Below are 17,615 nucleotides of genomic sequence, written 5' to 3'. Positions count from 1 at the left end.
GATCGCACCCACAGGGGGAGGCATCACGTGAGACGCACGGCAGCGCTCGGCTCGGCAGGCGCTCTGATAGCCGGCACGCTCATGGCGGGCGCGCTGGCCGCGCCGGCCGCGAGCGCCGACCAGCGCCACCGGCCCGACGCGGAGGCACGGGGCACGGCCGTCGCCGCCCAGCGCGCCGCCGACCGGGGCATCGACTGGCAGGACTGCCCGGCCGACTGGGGGCTCGAGAAGCCCATCCAGTGCGGCTGGGTCACCGTCCCCGTCGACTACGCCCGGCCGAACGGCAAGCAGATCAAGATCGCTGTCGACCGCATCGGCTCCACCGGCACCCCCGCCGAGCGCCAGGGCGCCCTGCTCTACAACCCCGGCGGTCCCGGCGGCTCCGGCCTCCGCTTCCCGCGCCGGGTCACCACCAAGAGCACCATCTGGGCGGGCGCCGCCAAGGCGTACGACTTCGTGGGCTTCGACCCGCGCGGCGTCGGACACTCGGCCCCCATCTCCTGCGTCGACCCGGCCGAGTTCGTCAAGGGCCCCAAGCTCGACCCGGTGCCCGACAGCGAGGCCGACAAGCGCGCACAGCGCAAGCTCGCCGCCGAGTACGCCGAGGGCTGCGCGGAGAGGAACGGCGACCTCCTGCCGTACATCAACACCCGCAACACCGCCCGCGACCTCGACGTCGTCCGGGCCGCGCTCGGCGAGAAGAAGCTGAACTTCGTCGGTGTCTCCTACGGCACCTACCTCGGCGCCGTCTACGGCACCCTCTTCCCGACGCACGTGCGGCGCATGGTGCTCGACAGCGTCGTCAACCCGTCGAAGCAGAAGATCTGGTACGAGGCCAACCTCGACCAGGACATCGCCTTCGAGGGCCGGCTCAAGGACTGGATGACCTGGGTCGCCCGGCACGACGCCACCTACCACCTCGGCGACACCTACACCGAGGTCCGCGGCCAGTGGGACACGCTGCGCGCCGCCGCCAAGAAGAACCCGCTCGGCGGCAAGGTCGGCCCGGCCGAGCTCGTCGGCTTCTTCCAGAACGCGCCCTACTACGACTCCATGTGGGCCCCGGTCGCCGAAGCCTGGAGCGCGTACGCCGCCGGAGACCCGCAGCCGCTGATCGACTCGGCCGCCTCCGACCCCACCGACACGGCCGGCAACGCCGCGTCGGAGAACGGCAACGCCGTCTACACCGCCGTCGAATGCGCCGACGCCCCCTGGCCGACCAGCTGGCGGAAGTGGGACCGGGACAACAGCCGACTGCACGAGCGCTACCCGTTCATGACCTGGGCCAACGCCTGGATGAACCTGCCCTGCGCCACCTGGTCGGCCCCGCGCCAGCAGCCGACCGAGGTCCGCACCGGCAAGGGCCTGCCGCCCGTGCTCATCACCCAGGCCGAGCGCGACGCGGCCACGCCGTACGCCGGAGCCGTCGAACTGCACCAGCGCTTCAAGGGCTCGCGGCTCATCACCGAGCGCGACGCCGGCTCGCACGGCATCACCAACCTCGCCAACCCGTGCCTGAACACCCGGGTGGAGGCCTACCTCCTCACCGGCACGCTCGACGGCCGGGACGTGACCTGCGCCCCGCACGCCACGCCCCAGCCGTGACCACGGCATGACGGGGGAGGGACGGACCTGCCCGGACGGGCGGTCCGCCCCTCCCTTCTTGTCTCAACGCGCCGCGAGCCAGACGTCCTCGGCCGCGTAGTCGAAGAAGTCGACCCCGTACTTCACCAGGCCAGGGAACGCCTCCCGCCACCCCTCCTCGGCCACCCGCCGGGACAGATAGGCGACCGTCTCCGGCAGCGACTCGGCGTACGAGACCACCGGCCGGTACCCGAGCTCCCGCTCCGCCGCGCCCATGTCGAGGACGACCGGGCGAGGCGCGGTCCACGGCGAAAGCCCCACCGTGCCCTCCGGCGCCCCCGCCATCAGCACCGTCTCGCTCTCGACGCCCATCACCGCGTCGATCGCCGCCCCGATCTCCGCGACCGCCGGAGCCTGCGGGTCACCGCCGTTGAGCACCCGGCTCCCCGGCGACGCCGCCGCCAGCCGGACCAGCTCGCCCAGGTTGTCCACGTGCACCGGATGGAACCGCGAGCCCCCTTCGTACGACAGGATCCGCACCGGCCGCCCGTCGAGCGCCCGCTTGACGAACCACAGCTCGCGCGGGCCCGGGCAGTACGGCCCGTGGATCGCGCCCGCCCGCAGCACCGTCGTCGGCAGCGCCCCGCCCGCCGCGAGCAACTCCCGCTCCAGGGCCACCTTCCGCGTCCCGTACGAGCCATCGCCCGGCGCGACCGTCCGCCACGTCTCCGGGATCGGCACCGGGTAGGCGGGGAAGCCGTCCGGCTCGTCCTGGGTGTCGAAGTTCCGGCCCCGGTCGTCCTCGTACACCGCGCCGCTGGAGACCACCACCGCCGAGCCGATCCGGTCGGCGAGCGCCGTCAACTGCCGTGCGTGCCCGCTGTGATAGGCGACGATGTCGACCAGCACGTCGGTCCCGTCGCCGAGCGCGGCGGCGAGCGCGCCCTCCTCGTCGCGGTCGACGGCCACCGACCGGACCTCCGTCGGCCACTCCTCGGCCCGGCCACCGCGCCGCGAGGCCGCCGTCACCTCCCAGCCGTCCGCGACGAGCGCCCGCACGGCCGCCCGCCCCACCTGTCCCGTCGCTCCCAGTACCACTGCGCGTCCTTGTCCCATGGCGGCGACGATACGACGGCCGTGATCACCGCCCCAGGCCCTTACGCCGTGCGCGGATCCGCCGTCAGCGTCCCCGGCGCGGGAACTTTCGGCGCGCCCCGCCGTTCCGCTCCCTCGCCTCCTGCTCGGCCGCCTTCACCGAGGCCGCGTAGTCGTCGACGTACTCCTGCCCGGACAGCGCGAGGATCTCGTACATGATCTCGTCCGTCACCGCGCGGATCGCCGCCTTCTCGCCCTCGAGACCGGCGTACCGGGAGAAGTCGAGCGGAGCGCCGAACCGGACGGTGACGCGCTTGATCCGCGGCACGACCTTGCCGGGCGGCTGGATCTCGAAGGTCCCGACCATCGCGCACGGGATCACCGGCACCCCGGCCGTGATCGCCATGACGGCGACCCCGACCTTGCCCTTGTAGAGCCGCCCGTCGTGCGAGCGCGTGCCCTCGGGATAGATGCCGAGCAGCTCGTCCTTGGCCAGCACCCCGAGCCCCTCGCGGATCGCCGCCTTCCCGGCCTCCTTGCCGGAGCGGTCGACCGGGATCTGCCCGGCGCTGCGGAAGAACGCGGCGGTCAGCCGGCCCTTGACGCCCGGGCCGGTGAAGTACTCCTGTTTGGCGAGGAAGGTGATCCGCCGTTTGAGGACCACCGGCATCAGGAAGTGGTCGGAGAACGACAGATGATTCCCGGCGATGATCGCCGCGCCGTCCGCCGGGACGTGCTCGAGGCCCTCGATGCGCGGCCGGAAGACCAGCCTCAGCAACGGCCCCAGCAGGACGTACTTCAGGACGTGATAGAACACCGACGGCCCCCGTCTCGGTAGAGCGATGGTTATTTCTAACGAGTCGCGCGACCCTGGTCCACACTGGAGACGGAGAGTGGGGTCCCCGATGGCCGCCGAACGCCGACGCAGTCCGCGACAGAAACGCCCCGGCGCGGCCGTCACCGTGCTTCTGTGCGCGGTGACGACCGCCGGGTTGTACGGGTGTGCCGGCTCGGGCGCGCCCGAACCGGCGCCGACCTCCACCTCCGACGGCCGCTCGCCCTTCACCGGACTGCCGGCCCGCGCCGCCCCGGTCCTCGCCGTCAAGATCGACAACGTGCCACCGGCCCGCCCGCACACCGGCCTCGGCGCGGCCGATCTCGTCTACGTCGAGCAGGTCGAGGGCGGCCAGACACGGCTGCTCGCCGTCTACTCCGGCGACCTGCCCGAGAGGATCGGACCGGTCCGCAGCGCGCGCGAGTCCGACATCGAACTCCTCCGCCAGTTCGGCCGGCCCGCACTCGCCTACTCCGGCTCCCAGACCGCCCTGAAGCCCCTCCTGAAGGCCGCCCCGCTGGACGCCCTGCCACCCGAGGACGCCCCGGGCGCCTACCTCCGCGACCGGAGCAGGGCCGCTCCCCACAACCTGTACGTGCGGCCAGGGCGCGCCCTGGCCGCCGCGCCGGACGCCGAGAACGCCAAGGACATCGGCTTCCGCTTCGGCCCGGCCCCCACCGGCGGCGAAGCGGTCAACGAACGGACCGTGCGCTTCCCGGCCTCCCGCTACACCTTCACCTGGGCGCCGGCGGAGAAGGGCTGGCTGGTCGCGATGGACGGCAGACCGGCCCGCACCACCGACGAGGGCCCGGTCACGGCGTCGACGGTCGTCGTGCAGTACGTGACCATACGGTCCTCGCGCTTCCACGACGTGCTCGGCAGTGTCTCCCCGTACACCGAGACGGTCGGCAGCGGCAGCGCCGTCGTGCTGCGCGACGGCCGCGCCCACGAAGCCCGCTGGAGCCGTCCGACGGCCGCGGACGGCACGGCCTTCACCACCCCGTCCGGTGAGCCCCTGAACTTCGCCCCCGGTCATATCTGGGTCGTCCTCGCGCCGCGCGGATAGCCGGGCGGGTGCGCACCGCACGTGTGCTCAGGGCTGCGGACCGGGCCTCCCCTGACCTTGGCGGCGCGTCCCCGTCGGCACGGAGCTGTCGGCGGCCGCCATCCCGATGGTGACCACGCCGAGCACCACCCAGCCGAACCAGAGCCAGCCGCTGCTGCCGAGCGCCACCGTGTACGCCGTCGTCAGCACCAGGGCCGCGACGGTGATCACGCTCATCGCCTTCGTGGGACCGGACATCTGTCCGCCCTCCTCCTGACGGGACCGTCACGCTCATGGTCACCCCTGAGGCGGGCGAATGCTACTCCCGTGCGAAAACTACTGGCCGCGGGCCTGGAGGGAGGCGAGGTAGGCGTTGTACGCCTCCAGCTCCTTGTCCCCGTCCCGGTCGGCGGCCCGGTCCTTGCGGACGGCCTGCCGCTGCTCCGAGTGGTACCACTGGTAGACCAGCGCGATCAGCACCAGGACCGACGGGATCTCGCTGAACGCCCAGGCGATGCCGCCCGCCGCGTTCTGGTCGGCGAGCGCGTCGATCCCGAGCGACGCCGGCGGGTTCTCGTACGCCTTGATCATCGGCTCCGACGCCATCATCAGGGCGATGCCGAAGAAGGCGTGGAACGGCATGCCCGCGAAGAGCTCCAGCATCCGCATCACATAGCCCGGGCGGTGCGGACCCGGGTCGACGCCCATGATCGGCCAGAAGAAGACGAGTCCGACGGCGAGGAAGTGCACCATCATCGTGATGTGGCCGATCTTCGACCCCATCAGGGTGTCGAAGAGAGGCGTGAAGTAGAAGCCGTACAGGCTCGCGATGAAGAGCGGGATCGTGAACGCGGGGTGCGTGACGATCCGCATGTACCGGCTGTGCAGCAGCATCAGCAGGAGCTCGCGCGGCCCCTTGTCGCCCCGCGGCGCGACCGGCAGCGCGCGCAGCGCCAGGGTCACCGGCGCGCCGAGCAGCAGCAGGATCGGCGAGAGCATCGAGATCACCATGTGCTGCACCATGTGCACGCTGAACATGACCATGCCGTAGTCGTTCAACTTGGTGCACATCATCAGCGCGACGCTCAGCACGCCCAGGGTGAAGAAGACCGTCCGGCTCACCGGCCAGGCGTCACCGCGCCCGCGCAGCCGGGCCACGCCCCAGCCGTACACCGCGAGTCCCACGAGGCAGCCGACGAGGAAGAACGGGTCGGGCGAGAACTCCAGCCCCCGTCCCAGCGTGAACGGCGGCAGATCCATCGTCATGCCGTGCCCGCTGTGATCCATCTGTCTACTCCTGGAGCCCGTTTCGCGCTTGTTGTCCGCACCAGACTAGAACCGCCCCCGTTCGCGGAAGCGACCGGGGGCGGTTCGTGGTGTCGACACCAGGGAAACGAGGGTCAGAGCACCGTCTCTGCCTCGGCGTAGCGGTCGGCGGGGACCGTCTTCAGGGTCTCCACGGCCTGGGCCAGCGGAACCATCTCGATGTCCGTGCCGCGCAGCGCGGTCAGCATCCCGAACTCGCCCCGGTGCGCCGCCTCCACGGCGTGCCAGCCGAAGCGGGTCGCGAGGACACGGTCGTACGCGGTCGGCGTGCCGCCGCGCTGGACGTGACCGAGTATGACCGGCCGGGCCTCCTTGCCGAGCCGCCGCTCCAGCTCGACCGAGAGCTGGTTGGCGATGCCGGTGAAGCGCTCGTGGCCGTACTGGTCCTTGGCGCCGACCTCGACGTTCATCGATCCCTCGCGCGGCTTGGCGCCCTCGGCGACGACCACGATCGCGAACCGCTTGCCGGCCTCGAAGCGCGCGCCGACCCGGGCGGTCAGCTCGTCGATGTCGAAGGGGCGCTCGGGCACGACGATCGCGTGCGCGCCGGCGGCCATGCCGGAGTGCAGGGCGATCCAGCCGGTGTGGCGGCCCATGACCTCGACGATCAGGACCCGCTGGTGGGACTCGGCGGTGGTCTTCAGCCGGTCCAGGGCCTCGGTCGCCACGCCCACGGCGGTGTCGAAGCCGAAGGTGACGTCGGTCGAGGCGATGTCGTTGTCGATGGTCTTCGGCACGCCGACGATCGGCAGCCCGGCCTGCGAGAGCAGGTTGGCGGCCTTCAGCGTGCCCTCGCCGCCGATCGGGATGATCGCGTCGAGGCCCAGGTCGGCGACGTGGCCGCGGGCGCGCTCGACGCCGTCGACCAGGTGCGCGGGCTGGACCCGGGAGGAGCCGAGGATGGTGCCGCCGCGGGCGAGGATGCCGGCGACCGCGTCAAGGTCGAGCTTGCGGTAGTCGCATTCCAGGAGGCCCTTCCAGCCGTCGTGGAAGCCGATGACCTCGTCCCCGTGGTCGACGACGGCGCGGTGCACGACGGAACGGATGACGGCGTTCAGACCGGGGCAGTCGCCTCCGGAGGTGAGCACACCAATGCGCATAGCCCAAATACCTTTGCAACGTGGGCCGACTCCCGGACCACGTCGTCCGGTTGGATCCCCGCCACCCTATCGGTGCCGGATGGCGGGGCTGAAACGGATGTCCGCACAGTGGACACCGTAGGTTCGTACGAGACGTGTCCGGCGCGCGTCCTGGAGGCGTCAGGCGGGCTGCGTCGCGGTGGCGATCCGCTCGGCGCGCAGCGCCTCGTACCACCGGTCGTCGGTCGGCGGCAGCGCGTTGACGTCCAGGGCCAGCTTCAGCATCAGGTCCGCGATCTGCGGGTTGCGGGCCATGACCGGGCCGTGCATGTACGTACCGAAGACCGTGTCGTTGTACGCGCCCTCGGTGCCGTCGCCGGTGCCGTTGCCCCGGCCGAGGACGGTCCGCGCGAACGGGCGGGCCGTCGGGCCGAGGTGGGTGATGCCCTGGTGGTTCTCGAACCCGGTGAGCTGCGGCAGGTTGAGACGCGGGTCGATGTCCGCGAGGACGTCGCCGACGCAGCGCTCGCCCTCGCCGCGGGTGGAGATCACGTCGATCAGACCGAGACCGGGCTCGCGCTCGCCGAGGTCGTTGATGAACTCGTGGCCCAGGATCTGGTAGCCGGCGCAGACCGAGAAGATGATCGCCCCGTTGGACGCGGCGCGCTCCAGGCCGCCGTCGCGGCGCAGCCGCTCGGCCGCCAGCCGCTGCGGCCGGTCCTCGCCGCCACCGATCAGATAGATGTCGCCGGAGGTCGGCACCGGCTGGTCGCTGCGGACGTCGACGCGCTGGACGTCCAGGCCGCGCTGGCGGGCGCGGCGCTCGACGACGAGGGCGTTGCCCTGGTCGCCGTACGTGCTGAGCAGGTCCGGGTAGACCCAGACCAGGCGCAGGCTGCTGTCACTCATGCTGCATGTCCTCTACGGGTCAGTTGCCGACGCGGCGGCGGACGTCCTGGAAGGCGGTGTAGTTGGCGATCAGCTCGATCTGGCCGGGCGGGGCCAGCTGGACCGCCTCGTCGAGCGTCTCGCAGACCCGGAAGTCCACGCCCGCGACCTCCAGGCGGACCGCCAGGTCCAGCTTGCGGTCGCCGAGGACCATGATCGGGTGACCGGCGAGCCGCCCGTAGTCGACGTCCCAGAGCCAGGAGGTGTCCGTGCCGTCGGCGCCGCGCGCGTTGACGGAGAGGATCACCGGGGTCGGTGGCTGGTCGATCAGGGAAAACGTTTCGAGCCACCCCGCCGGGTTCTTCGCGAGCAGCAGTCGCAGCTCCCGGCCCTGGAAGGAGACCACGTCGTAGCGGCCGGCCACGGCCTGCACCTGGTACATCCGCTCCAGGGCGACCTGCGGCGGGACGCCGAAGACGGCGGCGACGGCGGCCGAGGTGGCGGCGTTGGCCTTGTTGGCGCGGCCGGGCAGCTGGAGGTGGATCGGCCAGGCCGAACCGTGCGGGTCCAGGACGTGGTCGCCGTTGAGCGCCCAACTCGGCGCCGGGCGGCGGAAGCCGCACTCGCCGCAGAACCAGTCGTCGCCGGGACGCTGCATCACACCGCCGCAGGAGGGGCACGACCAGGCGTCGTCCTTCCACTCCTGGCCGGCGGCGACCCACACCACGTTGGGGGAGGAGGAGGCGGCCCACACGATCAGTGGGTCGTCGGCGTTGGCGATGACCACGGCCTTCGTACCGCTGAGACCCTCGCGCCACTTCTCGGCGAGCATCCGGGTCTCGGCGGCGCGGTCCAGCTGGTCGCGGGAGAGGTTGAGCAGCGCGATCGCCTTGGGGGTGGTGTCCCGGGCGACTCCGGCGAGGTACTTCTCGTCGACCTCGATGACGCCGTACTTGGCGTCCGAGCCGCCGGCCAGGGCCGAGGTGATGCCCGCGGGCATGTTGGCACCGAGCGCGTTGGAGACGACCGGGCCGCTGGCCCGCAGCGCCTCGGCGATCAGCCGGGTGGTGGTGGTCTTGCCGTTGGTCGCCGACACCAGGACGACGTCCAGATGCTGCGCGAGCCGCCCCAGCAGATCGGGGTCGAGCTTGAGCGCCACCCGGCCGCCGATCACCGATCCGCTGCCGCGTCCGGCTGCCCGCGACACCGCGGCGGCGGCCTTGCCCGCCGTCACGGCCAGCTTGGCGCGCGGCGACAGCGGCTCTGGATTACCGGGGTGTCCTGACATCTTCCTTGTTCCTCCTTGCGTCGGTCCGGGCTCAGCCTATCGAGATCCGGCCAGCGACCCGAACTGCGGCACCGCTGGGCCCCGCGCCGAAACGACGAGGTCACAGCGGACCGTACCCTTACGCCCATGCGAAACCGGCCGATCCCCGGCAGTTCCGGCCACGTCCGAGCGATGACCCTGCTCGGCGAACCGGTCCTGCACACCCCCTGTGAACCCGTCGTCGACTTCGGTCCCGAGCTGGCCCGGCTGGTCGAGGACATGTTCGCCACGATGTACGCCGCGAACGGCGTGGGCCTCGCGGCCAACCAGGTGGGCGTGGGCCTGCGGGTCTTCGTGTACGACTGCCCGGACGACGAGGAGGTGCGCCACCTCGGGCACCTGGTCAACCCGCGTCTGGTGGAGGCGGACGGGGACGTGATCCGGGGCGCGGAGGGCTGCCTGTCGCTGCCGGGCCTGGAGGCGCCGACACCCCGCTTCGACCGCGCGGTCGTCGAGGGCGTCCTCCTGGACGGCACCCCGACACGCGTCGAGGGGACGGGCTTCTTCGCCCGCTGCCTCCAGCACGAGACGGACCACCTGGAGGGCGGGGTGTACGCGGACCGGGTCACGGGGTGGCGCAAGTCACGCCTGGTGCGGGCGATCCGCAAGGAGCCGTGGGGGCGCGGGTGAACCAGCTCCGGGGCTGAACGCCGGGCGCGCGTCAGGACCCGCTCCGGGGCTGAACGCCGGCGCGCGGCAGGACCCGCTCCGGGGCTGAGTGCCGGGCGCGCGTGCAGGACCCGCTCCGGGGCTGAACGCCCGGTGCGCCTCAGAACCCCGGCGCCCCTTCGCGGTCGCCCGCCGCGGCCAGCCGGCCCCACAGCAGGTCCGCCAGGGCGCGGACCAACTCCGTGCGCGAGCACGGGCGTTCGCCGAGCCACCAGTCGCCCGCCGCGTGCATCATGCCCACGATCCCGTGGCCCCAGATCCGGGCCTGCGCCTCGCCGGCCGGGCCGAGGTCGATGCGCTCGGCGATGACCTGGCCGAGTTCCTCGCCCATCCGCCGCAGCACCGGCGCCGAGTGGCGGCCCACGTCGAAGCCCTGCTCGGCCTGGTGGGTCTCCTCGGCCGGGTGCATCAGGAAGCGGTAGACCTGGGGCATCGCCTCGATCGAGGCGAGGTAGGTGTCGAGCGTCGCCTCGACCCGTCGGCGCCGGTCGGCCGGTGCGTCGAGCGCCGCCCGCAGCGCGGCGAGCAGCGCGTCGGTGTGCCGGGTCGCGAGCGCGCGGTACAGCCCGCCCTTGTCGCCGAAGTGGCGGTAGAGGATCGGCTTGGTGATCCCCGCCTCGGCCGCGATCGCGTTCATCGAGGCCTTGGGGCCGTCCCGGAGCACCACCCGGTCCGCCGCCTCCAGCAGTTCACGGCGCCGCTGGTCGGCCGGCTTCTGCTGGTCGGTGGTCCGATGTGTGGTCTCCATAGCGTGTCTCCCCGCCCGTGCGAATTCCCTGAGGCTGTCGCAACGTAACACCCGAGCGGCACCCGGTGCCGCGCCGCCTGTGCGGCTCCGGTGCAGGTTGACAGCGCCTACCCGCGAGTAACAGACTGCTGTTACCGCAAGTAACGCACTGCTGGGAGGGAACATGGCCGAGTTCACGCTCGAACTCAACGACGACCAGAAGCAGGTCCGTGACTGGCTGCACGGATTCGCCGAGGACGTGATGCGCCCCGCCGCCGCCGAGTGGGACGAGCGTGAGGAGACTCCCTGGCCGATCATCCAGGAAGCCGCCAAGATCGGCATCTACTCTCTCGATTTCTACGCCCAGCAGTTCTTCGACCCCACCGGCCTCGGCATCCCGATGGCGATGGAGGAGCTCTTCTGGGGCGACGCGGGCATCGCCCTCTCCATCGTCGGCACGGGCCTCGCCGCCGTCGGTGTCCTCGCCAACGGCACCGAGGAGCAGATCGGCACCTGGATCCCGCAGATGTACGGCGACGCCGACGACGTGAAGGTCGCCGCCTTCTGCTCCTCCGAGCCCGACGCCGGCTCCGACGTCGCCGCCATGCGCACCCGGGCCGTCTACGACGGGGCCAAGGACGAGTGGGTCCTCAACGGCACCAAGACCTGGGCGACCAACGGCGGCATCGCCAACGTCCATGTCGTCGTCGCGGCGGTGGACCCGGAACTCGGCTCCAAGGGCCACGCCTCCTTCATCGTGCCGCCGAACACCCCCGGCCTCTCCCAGGGGCAGAAGTTCCAGAAGCACGGGATCCGGGCCTCGCACACCGCCGAGGTCGTCCTCGAAGACGTCCGCGTGCCCGGCCACTGCCTCCTCGGCGGCAAGGAGAAGTTGGACGAGCGCCTCGCCCGGGCCCGCGAGAAGGCGAAGGCGGGCGGCGGTGAGCGCGTCAAGAACGCGGCCATGGCCACCTTCGAGGCCTCCCGCCCGGCGGTCGGCGCCATGGCCGTCGGCACGGCCCGCGCGGCGTACGAGGTCGCGCTCGACTACGCCAAGACCCGCGAGCAGTTCGGCCGCCCGATCATCGACAACCAGGGCGTCGCCTTCCAGCTGGCCGACATGCGCACCCAGATCGACGCGGCCCGGCTCCTCGTCTGGCGCGCCTCCTGGATGGCGACCGCCGGCAAGCCGTTCACCTCGGCCGAGGGCTCGATGTCCAAGCTGTACGCGAGCGAGGTCGCCAAGAAGGTCACCGGCCAGGCGATCCAGATCCTCGGCGGAAACGGCTACACCCGTGAGTACCCGGTGGAGCGCATGCACCGTGACGCGGCGATCTACACGATCTTCGAGGGCACGAGCGAGATCCAGCGCCTGGTGATCGCCCGCACCCTCTCGGGCATGCCGATCCGCTAGGTCACGGACCCGCCTCCCGGCCCCTCCGCGACAGGGGCCGGGACCCGGGCCCCAGGCCCCCGGCCCGTCACACCACGCAGAACTCGTTGCCCTCCGGGTCCTGGAGCACCACCGCGTAGTAGTCCATCCCGTGGGGCTCGTCCATCGCGTACAGGATCGTCGCGCCGAGCGCCGTCAGCCGCCCGACCTCCCCGTCCACCCGCTCGCGCCGGACCGCCAGCGGGACCTCCCGCCCGCCGCCCACCTTCAGGTCCAGGTGCACCCGGTTCTTGACCGTCTTCACCTCGGGGACCTGCTGGAACCAGACTCTGGGGCCGACCCCCTTCGGGTCCACGAGGGACTCGGGCAGGTCGCCGGCCCCCTCGCCCAGCTCCTCCTCGGGCACCCCGATCGACGCCCAGTACGCGCGCCAGCTCTCGTGGCCCTCCGGCGGGGGCTGCGGCACATAGCGCAGAGCCTCCGCCCAGAAACGTACGAGCCGCTGGGGCTCCGCACAGTCGATGGTGATCTGCAGGGACATCTCGATCGGTTCCATGGACCGAGCGTCCCAGACACCACTGACAACGACCCTCACCTGCCGGAACGGTTCACGGGCCGGCCCGGTGGCTCGCGACGACCACCGTCGCGTACAGCTCCTCCGAGGTGATCACCCGGGGCGCCAGGCCGTGCCCCGCGACCGCCTCGACGGCGCGGGCGGCCTGTTGTTCGGACGTCTCGACCAGCAGGTGCCCGCCCGGTGCCAGCCAGTCGGCGGCCTCGGCGGCCACCCGGCGCAGCACGTCGAGACCGTCCGAGCCGCCGTCGAGCGCGACCAGCGGCTCGTGTTCGCGCGCCTCGGGCGGCAGCAGCCCGATGGACTCGGTCGGTACGTACGGCACGTTGGCGACCAGCACCTCGACCCGGCCGCGCAGCCCGTCCGGGAGCGGGGCGAAGAGGTCGCCCTCGAAGACCCGGCCGCCGCGCGGCTCGATGTTGCGCCGCGCGCACCGCACGGCGGCGGGGTCGATGTCCGACGCGTACACCTCCGCGCCCGCCACGGCCGAGAGCAGCACCGCTCCCGCCGCGCCGGACCCGCAGCACAGGTCGACGCAGAGCGCCCCGGGCCCGGCCAGACCCACGGCCTGCTCGACGAGGAACTCCGTACGTCTGCGGGGCACGAAGACCCCCGTGTCGACGGCGACGCGCAGTCCGGCGAAGGCCGCCCAGCCCACGACGTGCTCGATGGGCAGGCCGACGGCCCGCCGCTCGACCATCGCGTCGAGTTCGTGGGCGTCCCGGGCGGTGGAGAAGAGGAGCTCCGCCTCGTCCTCGGCGAATACGCAGCCGGCGGCGCGGAGCCGGGAGACGGTGGCGGAGCGAAGGGGGACAGAGAGGTCGAGCGACATGGAACCTTCCGGGAAGCCGTGGGGCTCTCCCGTGGTCACCTGGGTCGGGCGGACCATACGGTCGTCGAGGGGGAGCACCCTGTCTGCATGGCGTTGATGGGTCCCACCTCCTCGGTCGTCCTTGCTGAAGCCGTCACATTACATGATCGACACCGTCCGGCCCCGCCCGCCCGCCCGCCCGGCCCGGGCGTCGGCTCAGGCGGAGAGGCGTGCCTCGATGGCCGAGACGACCTCCGGGGCCTCCGGCTCGGTGCGCGGGCGGAAGCGGGTGACCTGCCCGTCGGGACCGACGAGGAACTTCTCGAAGTTCCACTGCACGTCCCCGGACTCGCCCTGCGCGTCCGCGACCTTGGTCAGCTCCGCGTAGAGCGGGTGACGGGTCTCGCCGTTCACGTCCGTCTTCTCCAGAAGGGGGAACGTCACGCCGTACGACGTCGAGCAGAAGGTCTGGATCTCCTCCGCGCTGCCCGGCTCCTGGCCCATGAACTGGTTGCACGGCACGCCGAGCACCGTGAAGCCACGGTCCCCGTACTGCTTCTGCAGCCGCTCGAGCCCCTCGTACTGCGGCGTCAGACCGCACTTGGAGGCCACGTTGACGACCAGGACGGCCTGGCCGCGGTAGTCGGCCAGCGAGATCGGGTCACCGGACAGGGTGCGCAGCGGAATGTCGTACAGGCTCATGGTCGCTCCTCGTCGAGACTGGGATGCGGCCAGCCTACGACCCCGGGTCACAGCGTCCGGAACAGTCCCTCCTGCACCACCGACACCAGCAGTCGGCCCTCGCGGTCGTAGATGCGCCCGCGGGCCAGGCCCCGGCCGCCCGTCGCGATCGGCGACTCCTGGTCGTAGAGGAACCACTCGTCCGCGCGGAACGGACGGTGGAACCACATCGCGTGGTCCAGGGACGCCATGTCGAAGCCGCGCGGGCCCCACAGCGGCTCGACCGGAATCCGCACCGCGTCCAGCAGCGTCATGTCGGAGGCGTACGTCAGCGCGCAGGTGTGCACCAGCGGGTCGTCGCCGAGCGGGCCCACCGCGCGCATCCACACGGCGCTGCGCGGGTCCGCGTCCTTGACCTCTTCCTTCGTCCAGCGCAGCCGGTCCACGTAACGGATGTCGAACGGCTGCCGCCGGGCCATCCGCTCCAGCGCCTCCGGCAGCGCGCCCAGGTGGTCGCGGATCTCGTCGGCGAGCCTCGGCAGGGTCTCCGGGTCGGTCATGTGCCGGGGCGGCAACTGGTGCTCGAACCCGGCCTCCTCCGGCAGGTGGAAGGAGGCGGTCAGATTGAAGATCGTCCGGCCCTGCTGGATCGCCGTGACCCGGCGGGTGGTGAACGAACGCCCGTCCCGCACCCGCTCCACCTGGTAGACGATGGGGACGCCGGGCCTGCCGGGCCGCAGGAAGTAGGAGTGCAGCGAGTGCACCGGCCGGTCGCCCTCCGTGGTGCGCCCGGCCGCCACCAGGGCCTGGCCGGCGACCTGCCCGCCGAAGACCCGTTGCAGCGACTCCTGAGGGCTCTGACCACGGAAGATGTTGTCCTCGATCCGCTCCAGATCGAGCAGGTCGACGAGGCTCTCGGCGGGGTTGGTCACTCTCTCTTCTCCTTAGAGCTGGCCGACGGACGTCACGCGGACGACCGCCCGGCCCTCCTCGTCGGAGGCCGCGAGATCCACCTCCGCACTGATGCCCCAGTCATGGTCGCCGTTCGGGTCGGCGAAGGTCTGCCGGACGCGCCACAGGCCGTGGGTCGCGTCCTCCTCGATGTTCAGCAGCTTCGGCCCGCGCGCGTCCGGGCCCGTGCCCAGGTCGTCGTACTCGTCCCAGTACGCGTCCATCGCCTCGCCCCACGCGTCCGCGTCCCAGCCCGACTCGCCGTCCAGGTCGCCCAGCGCGTCCACGTTGTCCAGCGCCGCCAGCTCCACCCGACGGAACATCGCGTTGCGCACCAGCACCCGGAAGGCGCGCGCGTTGGCCGTGACCGGCTTGACCTGGTCGGCCTTCTCCTGCGCCTCCTCGGCCGTCTGGACCTCCGGGTTCGCCAGCTGCTCCCACTCGTCGAGCAGCGAGGAGTCCACCTGGCGCACCATCTCGCCGAGCCACTCGATCAGGTCCTCGAGGTCCTCGGTCTTCAGGTCGTCCGGGATCGTGTGGTCCAGCGCCTTGTACGCGCTCGCCAGATAGCGCAGCACGATGCCCTCGGTCCTGGCCAGCTCGTACCAGGACGTGAACTCCGTGAAGGTGAGCGCCCGTTCGTACATGTCACGGATGACGGACTTCGGCGAGACCGGGTGGTCGCCCACCCACGGGTGGGACTTCCGGTACACGTCGTAGGCGTGCCAGAGCAGCTCGTCCAGCGGCTTCGGGTACGAGATCTCCTGGAGCCGCTCCATGCGCTCCTCGTACTCGACGCCGTCCGCCTTCATCCGGCCGACCGCCTCGCCGCGCGCCTTGTTCTGCATCGCGGCCAGGATCTGCCGGGGGTCGTCGAGCGTCGACTCGACGACCGAGACCATGTCCAGGGCGTACGAGGGGGATTCGGGGTCGAGCAGGTCGAACGCGGCCAGCGCGAACGTCGACAGCGGCTGGTTCAGCGCGAAGTCCTGCTGGAGGTCGACCGTCAGACGGATCGTGCGCCCTTCGGCGTCCGGGGTGGCCAACTGCTCCACCACACCGCCGTCGAGCAGCGAGCGGTAGATCGCGATGGCCCGGCGGATGTGCCGCAGCTGCGCCTTGCGCGGCTCGTGGTTGTCCTCCAGGAGCTTGCGCATCGCTTCGAAGGCGTTGCCCGGCCGCGCGATCACCGAGAGCAGCATGATGTTGGTGACCTTGAAGCGGGAGGTCAGCGGCTCCGGATCGGCGGCGATCAGCCTCTCGAAGGTCGTGTCGCTCCAGGCGACGAAGCCCTCCGGTGCCTTCTTGCGCACCACCTTGCGGCGCTTCTTCGGATCGTCGCCGGCCTTGGCGAGCGCCTTCTCGTTCTCGATGACGTGCTCGGGCGCCTGCGCCACCACGAGTCCGGCCGTGTCGAAGCCGGCCCGGCCGGCCCGGCCCGCGATCTGGTGGAACTCCCGCGCGCGCAGCGTCCGCACCCGGTTGCCGTCGTACTTGGTCAGGGCCGTGAACAGCACCGTACGGATGGGCACGTTGACGCCCACACCGAGGGTGTCCGTCCCACAGATCACCTTCAGCAGTCCGGCCTGCGCCAGCTTCTCCACCAGGCGCCGGTACTTCGGCAGCATCCCCGCGTGGTGGACGCCGATGCCGTGGCGGACGTAACGCGAGAGGTTCTGGCCGAACTTGGTGGTGAAGCGGAAGTTGCCGATCAGCTCGGCGATCTTGTCCTTCTCCTCCCGCGTGCACATGTTGATGCTCATCAGCGACTGCGCCCGCTCGACGGCCTGGGCCTGCGTGAAGTGCACGATGTAGACCGGCGCCTGCCTGGTCTCCAGGAGCTCGGTCAGGGTGTCCGTGATGGGCGTCAGCCGGTACTCGTACGAGAGCGGCACCGGTCGCGTCGCCGAGCGGACCACCGAGGTCGGCCGACCCGTGCGGCGGGTCAGGTCCTGCTCGAACATCGCCACGTCGCCGAGCGTCGCCGACATGAGGACGAACTGCGCCTGGGGGAGTTCCAGGATCGGGATCTGCCAGGCCCAGCCGCGGTCCTGCTCCGCGTAGAAGTGGAACTCGTCCATCACCACCTGGCCGATGTCGGCGTACTTGCCGTCGCGCAGCGCGATGGAGGCCAGCACCTCGGCCGTGCAGCAGATCACCGGCGCGTCGGCGTTCACCGACGCGTCGCCGGTCAGCATGCCCACGTTCTCGGTGCCGAAGAGCTTGCAGAGGTCGAAGAACTTCTCCGACACCAGCGCCTTGATCGGCGCGGTGTAGAAGGTCACCTTGTCCTGGGCCAGCGCCGTGAAGTGCGCCCCCGCCGCGACCAGCGACTTTCCCGAACCGGTCGGGGTCGACAAGATCACGTTCGCCCCGGAGACCACTTCGATCAGCGCCTCTTCCTGGGCCGGGTAGAGCGTGATGCCCCGGCCCTCCGCCCAGGAGGAGAAAGCCTCGAAGAGGGCGTCGGGGTCGGCGTTCGGCGGCAGCTGATCGATAAGGGTCACGCCCCCCATCTTGCCTGGATTCCGCCCGGATGAGGGAACCGGCCGGCGACGTGAAGATCACGGACGATACGCTGACCCGTCGACCGGTCGTCAACTGCGCACCGGCGCCGGAGGAATGGGGCG

At 71.4% G+C, this 17,615-nt stretch carries 17 protein-coding genes; 4 read left to right on the top strand and 13 right to left on the bottom strand.

Annotated features, from left to right (window positions below; translation table 11 throughout):
• Window positions 1-27 precede the first annotated feature (27 nt).
• Window positions 28-1,605, top strand: coding sequence for an alpha/beta hydrolase (locus ACIPPS_RS14930; protein WP_401431056.1), 1,578 nt, complete (start codon window positions 28-30; stop codon window positions 1,603-1,605).
• A gap of 63 nt (window positions 1,606-1,668) precedes the next feature.
• Here ACIPPS_RS14930 and ACIPPS_RS14925 read toward each other — a convergent pair whose 3' ends face one another.
• Window positions 1,669-2,700 (bottom strand): NAD-dependent epimerase/dehydratase family protein, encoded by a 1,032-nt coding sequence (locus tag ACIPPS_RS14925; protein ID WP_401431053.1) that lies wholly within the window; start codon window positions 2,698-2,700, stop codon window positions 1,669-1,671.
• Between the two features lie 64 nt (window positions 2,701-2,764).
• Entirely contained in the window at window positions 2,765-3,496 is a 732-nt protein-coding gene (locus ACIPPS_RS14920; protein WP_401431051.1) for a lysophospholipid acyltransferase family protein, read from the bottom strand.
• Window positions 3,497-3,584: 88 nt separating this feature from the next.
• Between ACIPPS_RS14920 and ACIPPS_RS14915 the strand changes: the two genes are divergently transcribed.
• Window positions 3,585-4,580, top strand: a complete 996-nt coding sequence (locus ACIPPS_RS14915; protein ID WP_401431048.1) for a DUF3048 domain-containing protein — start codon at window positions 3,585-3,587, stop codon at window positions 4,578-4,580.
• 27 nt (window positions 4,581-4,607) lie between these two features.
• On the opposite strand, the gene ACIPPS_RS14910 is transcribed toward ACIPPS_RS14915, so the two are convergent.
• The 5 genes from ACIPPS_RS14910 to ACIPPS_RS14890 form a co-directional block, all read right to left on the bottom strand.
• On the bottom strand, window positions 4,608-4,817 hold the full coding sequence (locus ACIPPS_RS14910; RefSeq protein ID WP_401431460.1) for a hypothetical protein: 210 nt from the start codon (window positions 4,815-4,817) through the stop codon (window positions 4,608-4,610).
• A 78-nt stretch (window positions 4,818-4,895) separates the two neighbouring features.
• The gene (locus ACIPPS_RS14905) at window positions 4,896-5,846 is read right to left on the bottom strand and encodes a cytochrome c oxidase assembly protein (RefSeq protein ID WP_401431046.1); all 951 of its coding nucleotides are present in this window, start codon (window positions 5,844-5,846) and stop codon (window positions 4,896-4,898) included.
• 113 nt (window positions 5,847-5,959) lie between these two features.
• Complete coding sequence (locus tag ACIPPS_RS14900; RefSeq protein WP_401431043.1) at window positions 5,960-6,985, bottom strand: 6-phosphofructokinase; 1,026 nt, start codon at window positions 6,983-6,985, stop codon at window positions 5,960-5,962.
• 159 nt (window positions 6,986-7,144) lie between these two features.
• Entirely contained in the window at window positions 7,145-7,873 is a 729-nt protein-coding gene (locus tag ACIPPS_RS14895) for a type 1 glutamine amidotransferase (protein WP_401431040.1), read from the bottom strand.
• A 19-nt stretch (window positions 7,874-7,892) separates the two neighbouring features.
• A complete protein-coding gene (locus tag ACIPPS_RS14890) occupies window positions 7,893-9,140 on the bottom strand; it encodes a MurT ligase domain-containing protein (protein WP_401431038.1) in 1,248 nt (415 codons plus the stop codon).
• 126 nt (window positions 9,141-9,266) lie between these two features.
• Here ACIPPS_RS14890 and def point away from each other — a divergent pair, with 126 nt between their 5' ends.
• Window positions 9,267-9,809 (top strand): peptide deformylase, encoded by a 543-nt coding sequence (def, locus tag ACIPPS_RS14885; RefSeq protein ID WP_401431036.1) that lies wholly within the window; start codon window positions 9,267-9,269, stop codon window positions 9,807-9,809.
• A gap of 139 nt (window positions 9,810-9,948) precedes the next feature.
• Here def and ACIPPS_RS14880 read toward each other — a convergent pair whose 3' ends face one another.
• On the bottom strand, window positions 9,949-10,596 hold the full coding sequence (locus ACIPPS_RS14880; protein WP_401431034.1) for a TetR family transcriptional regulator: 648 nt from the start codon (window positions 10,594-10,596) through the stop codon (window positions 9,949-9,951).
• 163 nt (window positions 10,597-10,759) lie between these two features.
• On the opposite strand from ACIPPS_RS14880, the gene ACIPPS_RS14875 reads away from it, so the two are divergent.
• Window positions 10,760-11,989, top strand: a complete 1,230-nt coding sequence (locus tag ACIPPS_RS14875) for an acyl-CoA dehydrogenase family protein (protein ID WP_401431032.1) — start codon at window positions 10,760-10,762, stop codon at window positions 11,987-11,989.
• Window positions 11,990-12,056: 67 nt separating this feature from the next.
• On the opposite strand, the gene ACIPPS_RS14870 is transcribed toward ACIPPS_RS14875, so the two are convergent.
• The 5 genes from ACIPPS_RS14870 to ACIPPS_RS14850 all read right to left on the bottom strand — a co-directional run bounded on the left by ACIPPS_RS14870 (window position 12,057) and on the right by ACIPPS_RS14850 (window position 17,492).
• Complete coding sequence (locus tag ACIPPS_RS14870; RefSeq protein WP_401431030.1) at window positions 12,057-12,524, bottom strand: VOC family protein; 468 nt, start codon at window positions 12,522-12,524, stop codon at window positions 12,057-12,059.
• Between the two features lie 52 nt (window positions 12,525-12,576).
• A complete protein-coding gene (locus ACIPPS_RS14865) occupies window positions 12,577-13,374 on the bottom strand; it encodes a putative protein N(5)-glutamine methyltransferase (protein WP_401431028.1) in 798 nt (265 codons plus the stop codon).
• Window positions 13,375-13,569: 195 nt separating this feature from the next.
• Window positions 13,570-14,055, bottom strand: a complete 486-nt coding sequence (locus ACIPPS_RS14860) for a glutathione peroxidase (RefSeq protein WP_401431026.1) — start codon at window positions 14,053-14,055, stop codon at window positions 13,570-13,572.
• Window positions 14,056-14,102: 47 nt separating this feature from the next.
• On the bottom strand, window positions 14,103-14,966 hold the full coding sequence (locus ACIPPS_RS14855; protein WP_401431024.1) for an acyl-CoA thioesterase: 864 nt from the start codon (window positions 14,964-14,966) through the stop codon (window positions 14,103-14,105).
• Window positions 14,967-14,978: 12 nt separating this feature from the next.
• Entirely contained in the window at window positions 14,979-17,492 is a 2,514-nt protein-coding gene (locus ACIPPS_RS14850) for a DEAD/DEAH box helicase (RefSeq protein ID WP_401431022.1), read from the bottom strand.
• Window positions 17,493-17,615: the final 123 nt, after the last annotated feature.

The sequence above is a fragment of the Streptomyces sp. NPDC090127 genome, from assembly GCF_044746945.1.
GTDB lineage: Bacteria > Actinomycetota > Actinomycetes > Streptomycetales > Streptomycetaceae > Streptomyces.
The sequence above is the reverse complement of the archived record's forward strand: the minus strand, read 5'-3'. Positions and strand labels throughout refer to the sequence as shown.

Bases quoted from the DNA above. Each gene is read 5' to 3' on its own strand.
- ACIPPS_RS14925 (WP_401431053.1), bottom strand. From the start codon at position 2,700: ATGGGACAAGGACGCGCAGTGGTACTGGGAGCGACGGGACAGGTGGGG.
- ACIPPS_RS14915 (WP_401431048.1), top strand. From the start codon at position 3,585: ATGGCCGCCGAACGCCGACGCAGTCCGCGACAGAAACGCCCCGGCGCG.
- ACIPPS_RS14910 (WP_401431460.1), bottom strand. From the start codon at position 4,817: ATGTCCGGTCCCACGAAGGCGATGAGCGTGATCACCGTCGCGGCCCTG.
- ACIPPS_RS14905 (WP_401431046.1), bottom strand. From the start codon at position 5,846: ATGGATCACAGCGGGCACGGCATGACGATGGATCTGCCGCCGTTCACG.
- ACIPPS_RS14900 (WP_401431043.1), bottom strand. From the start codon at position 6,985: ATGCGCATTGGTGTGCTCACCTCCGGAGGCGACTGCCCCGGTCTGAAC.
- ACIPPS_RS14895 (WP_401431040.1), bottom strand. From the start codon at position 7,873: ATGAGTGACAGCAGCCTGCGCCTGGTCTGGGTCTACCCGGACCTGCTC.
- ACIPPS_RS14890 (WP_401431038.1), bottom strand. From the start codon at position 9,140: ATGTCAGGACACCCCGGTAATCCAGAGCCGCTGTCGCCGCGCGCCAAG.
- def (WP_401431036.1), top strand. From the start codon at position 9,267: ATGCGAAACCGGCCGATCCCCGGCAGTTCCGGCCACGTCCGAGCGATG.
- ACIPPS_RS14880 (WP_401431034.1), bottom strand. From the start codon at position 10,596: ATGGAGACCACACATCGGACCACCGACCAGCAGAAGCCGGCCGACCAG.
- ACIPPS_RS14875 (WP_401431032.1), top strand. From the start codon at position 10,760: ATGGCCGAGTTCACGCTCGAACTCAACGACGACCAGAAGCAGGTCCGT.
- ACIPPS_RS14870 (WP_401431030.1), bottom strand. From the start codon at position 12,524: ATGGAACCGATCGAGATGTCCCTGCAGATCACCATCGACTGTGCGGAG.
- ACIPPS_RS14865 (WP_401431028.1), bottom strand. From the start codon at position 13,374: ATGTCGCTCGACCTCTCTGTCCCCCTTCGCTCCGCCACCGTCTCCCGG.
- ACIPPS_RS14860 (WP_401431026.1), bottom strand. From the start codon at position 14,055: ATGAGCCTGTACGACATTCCGCTGCGCACCCTGTCCGGTGACCCGATC.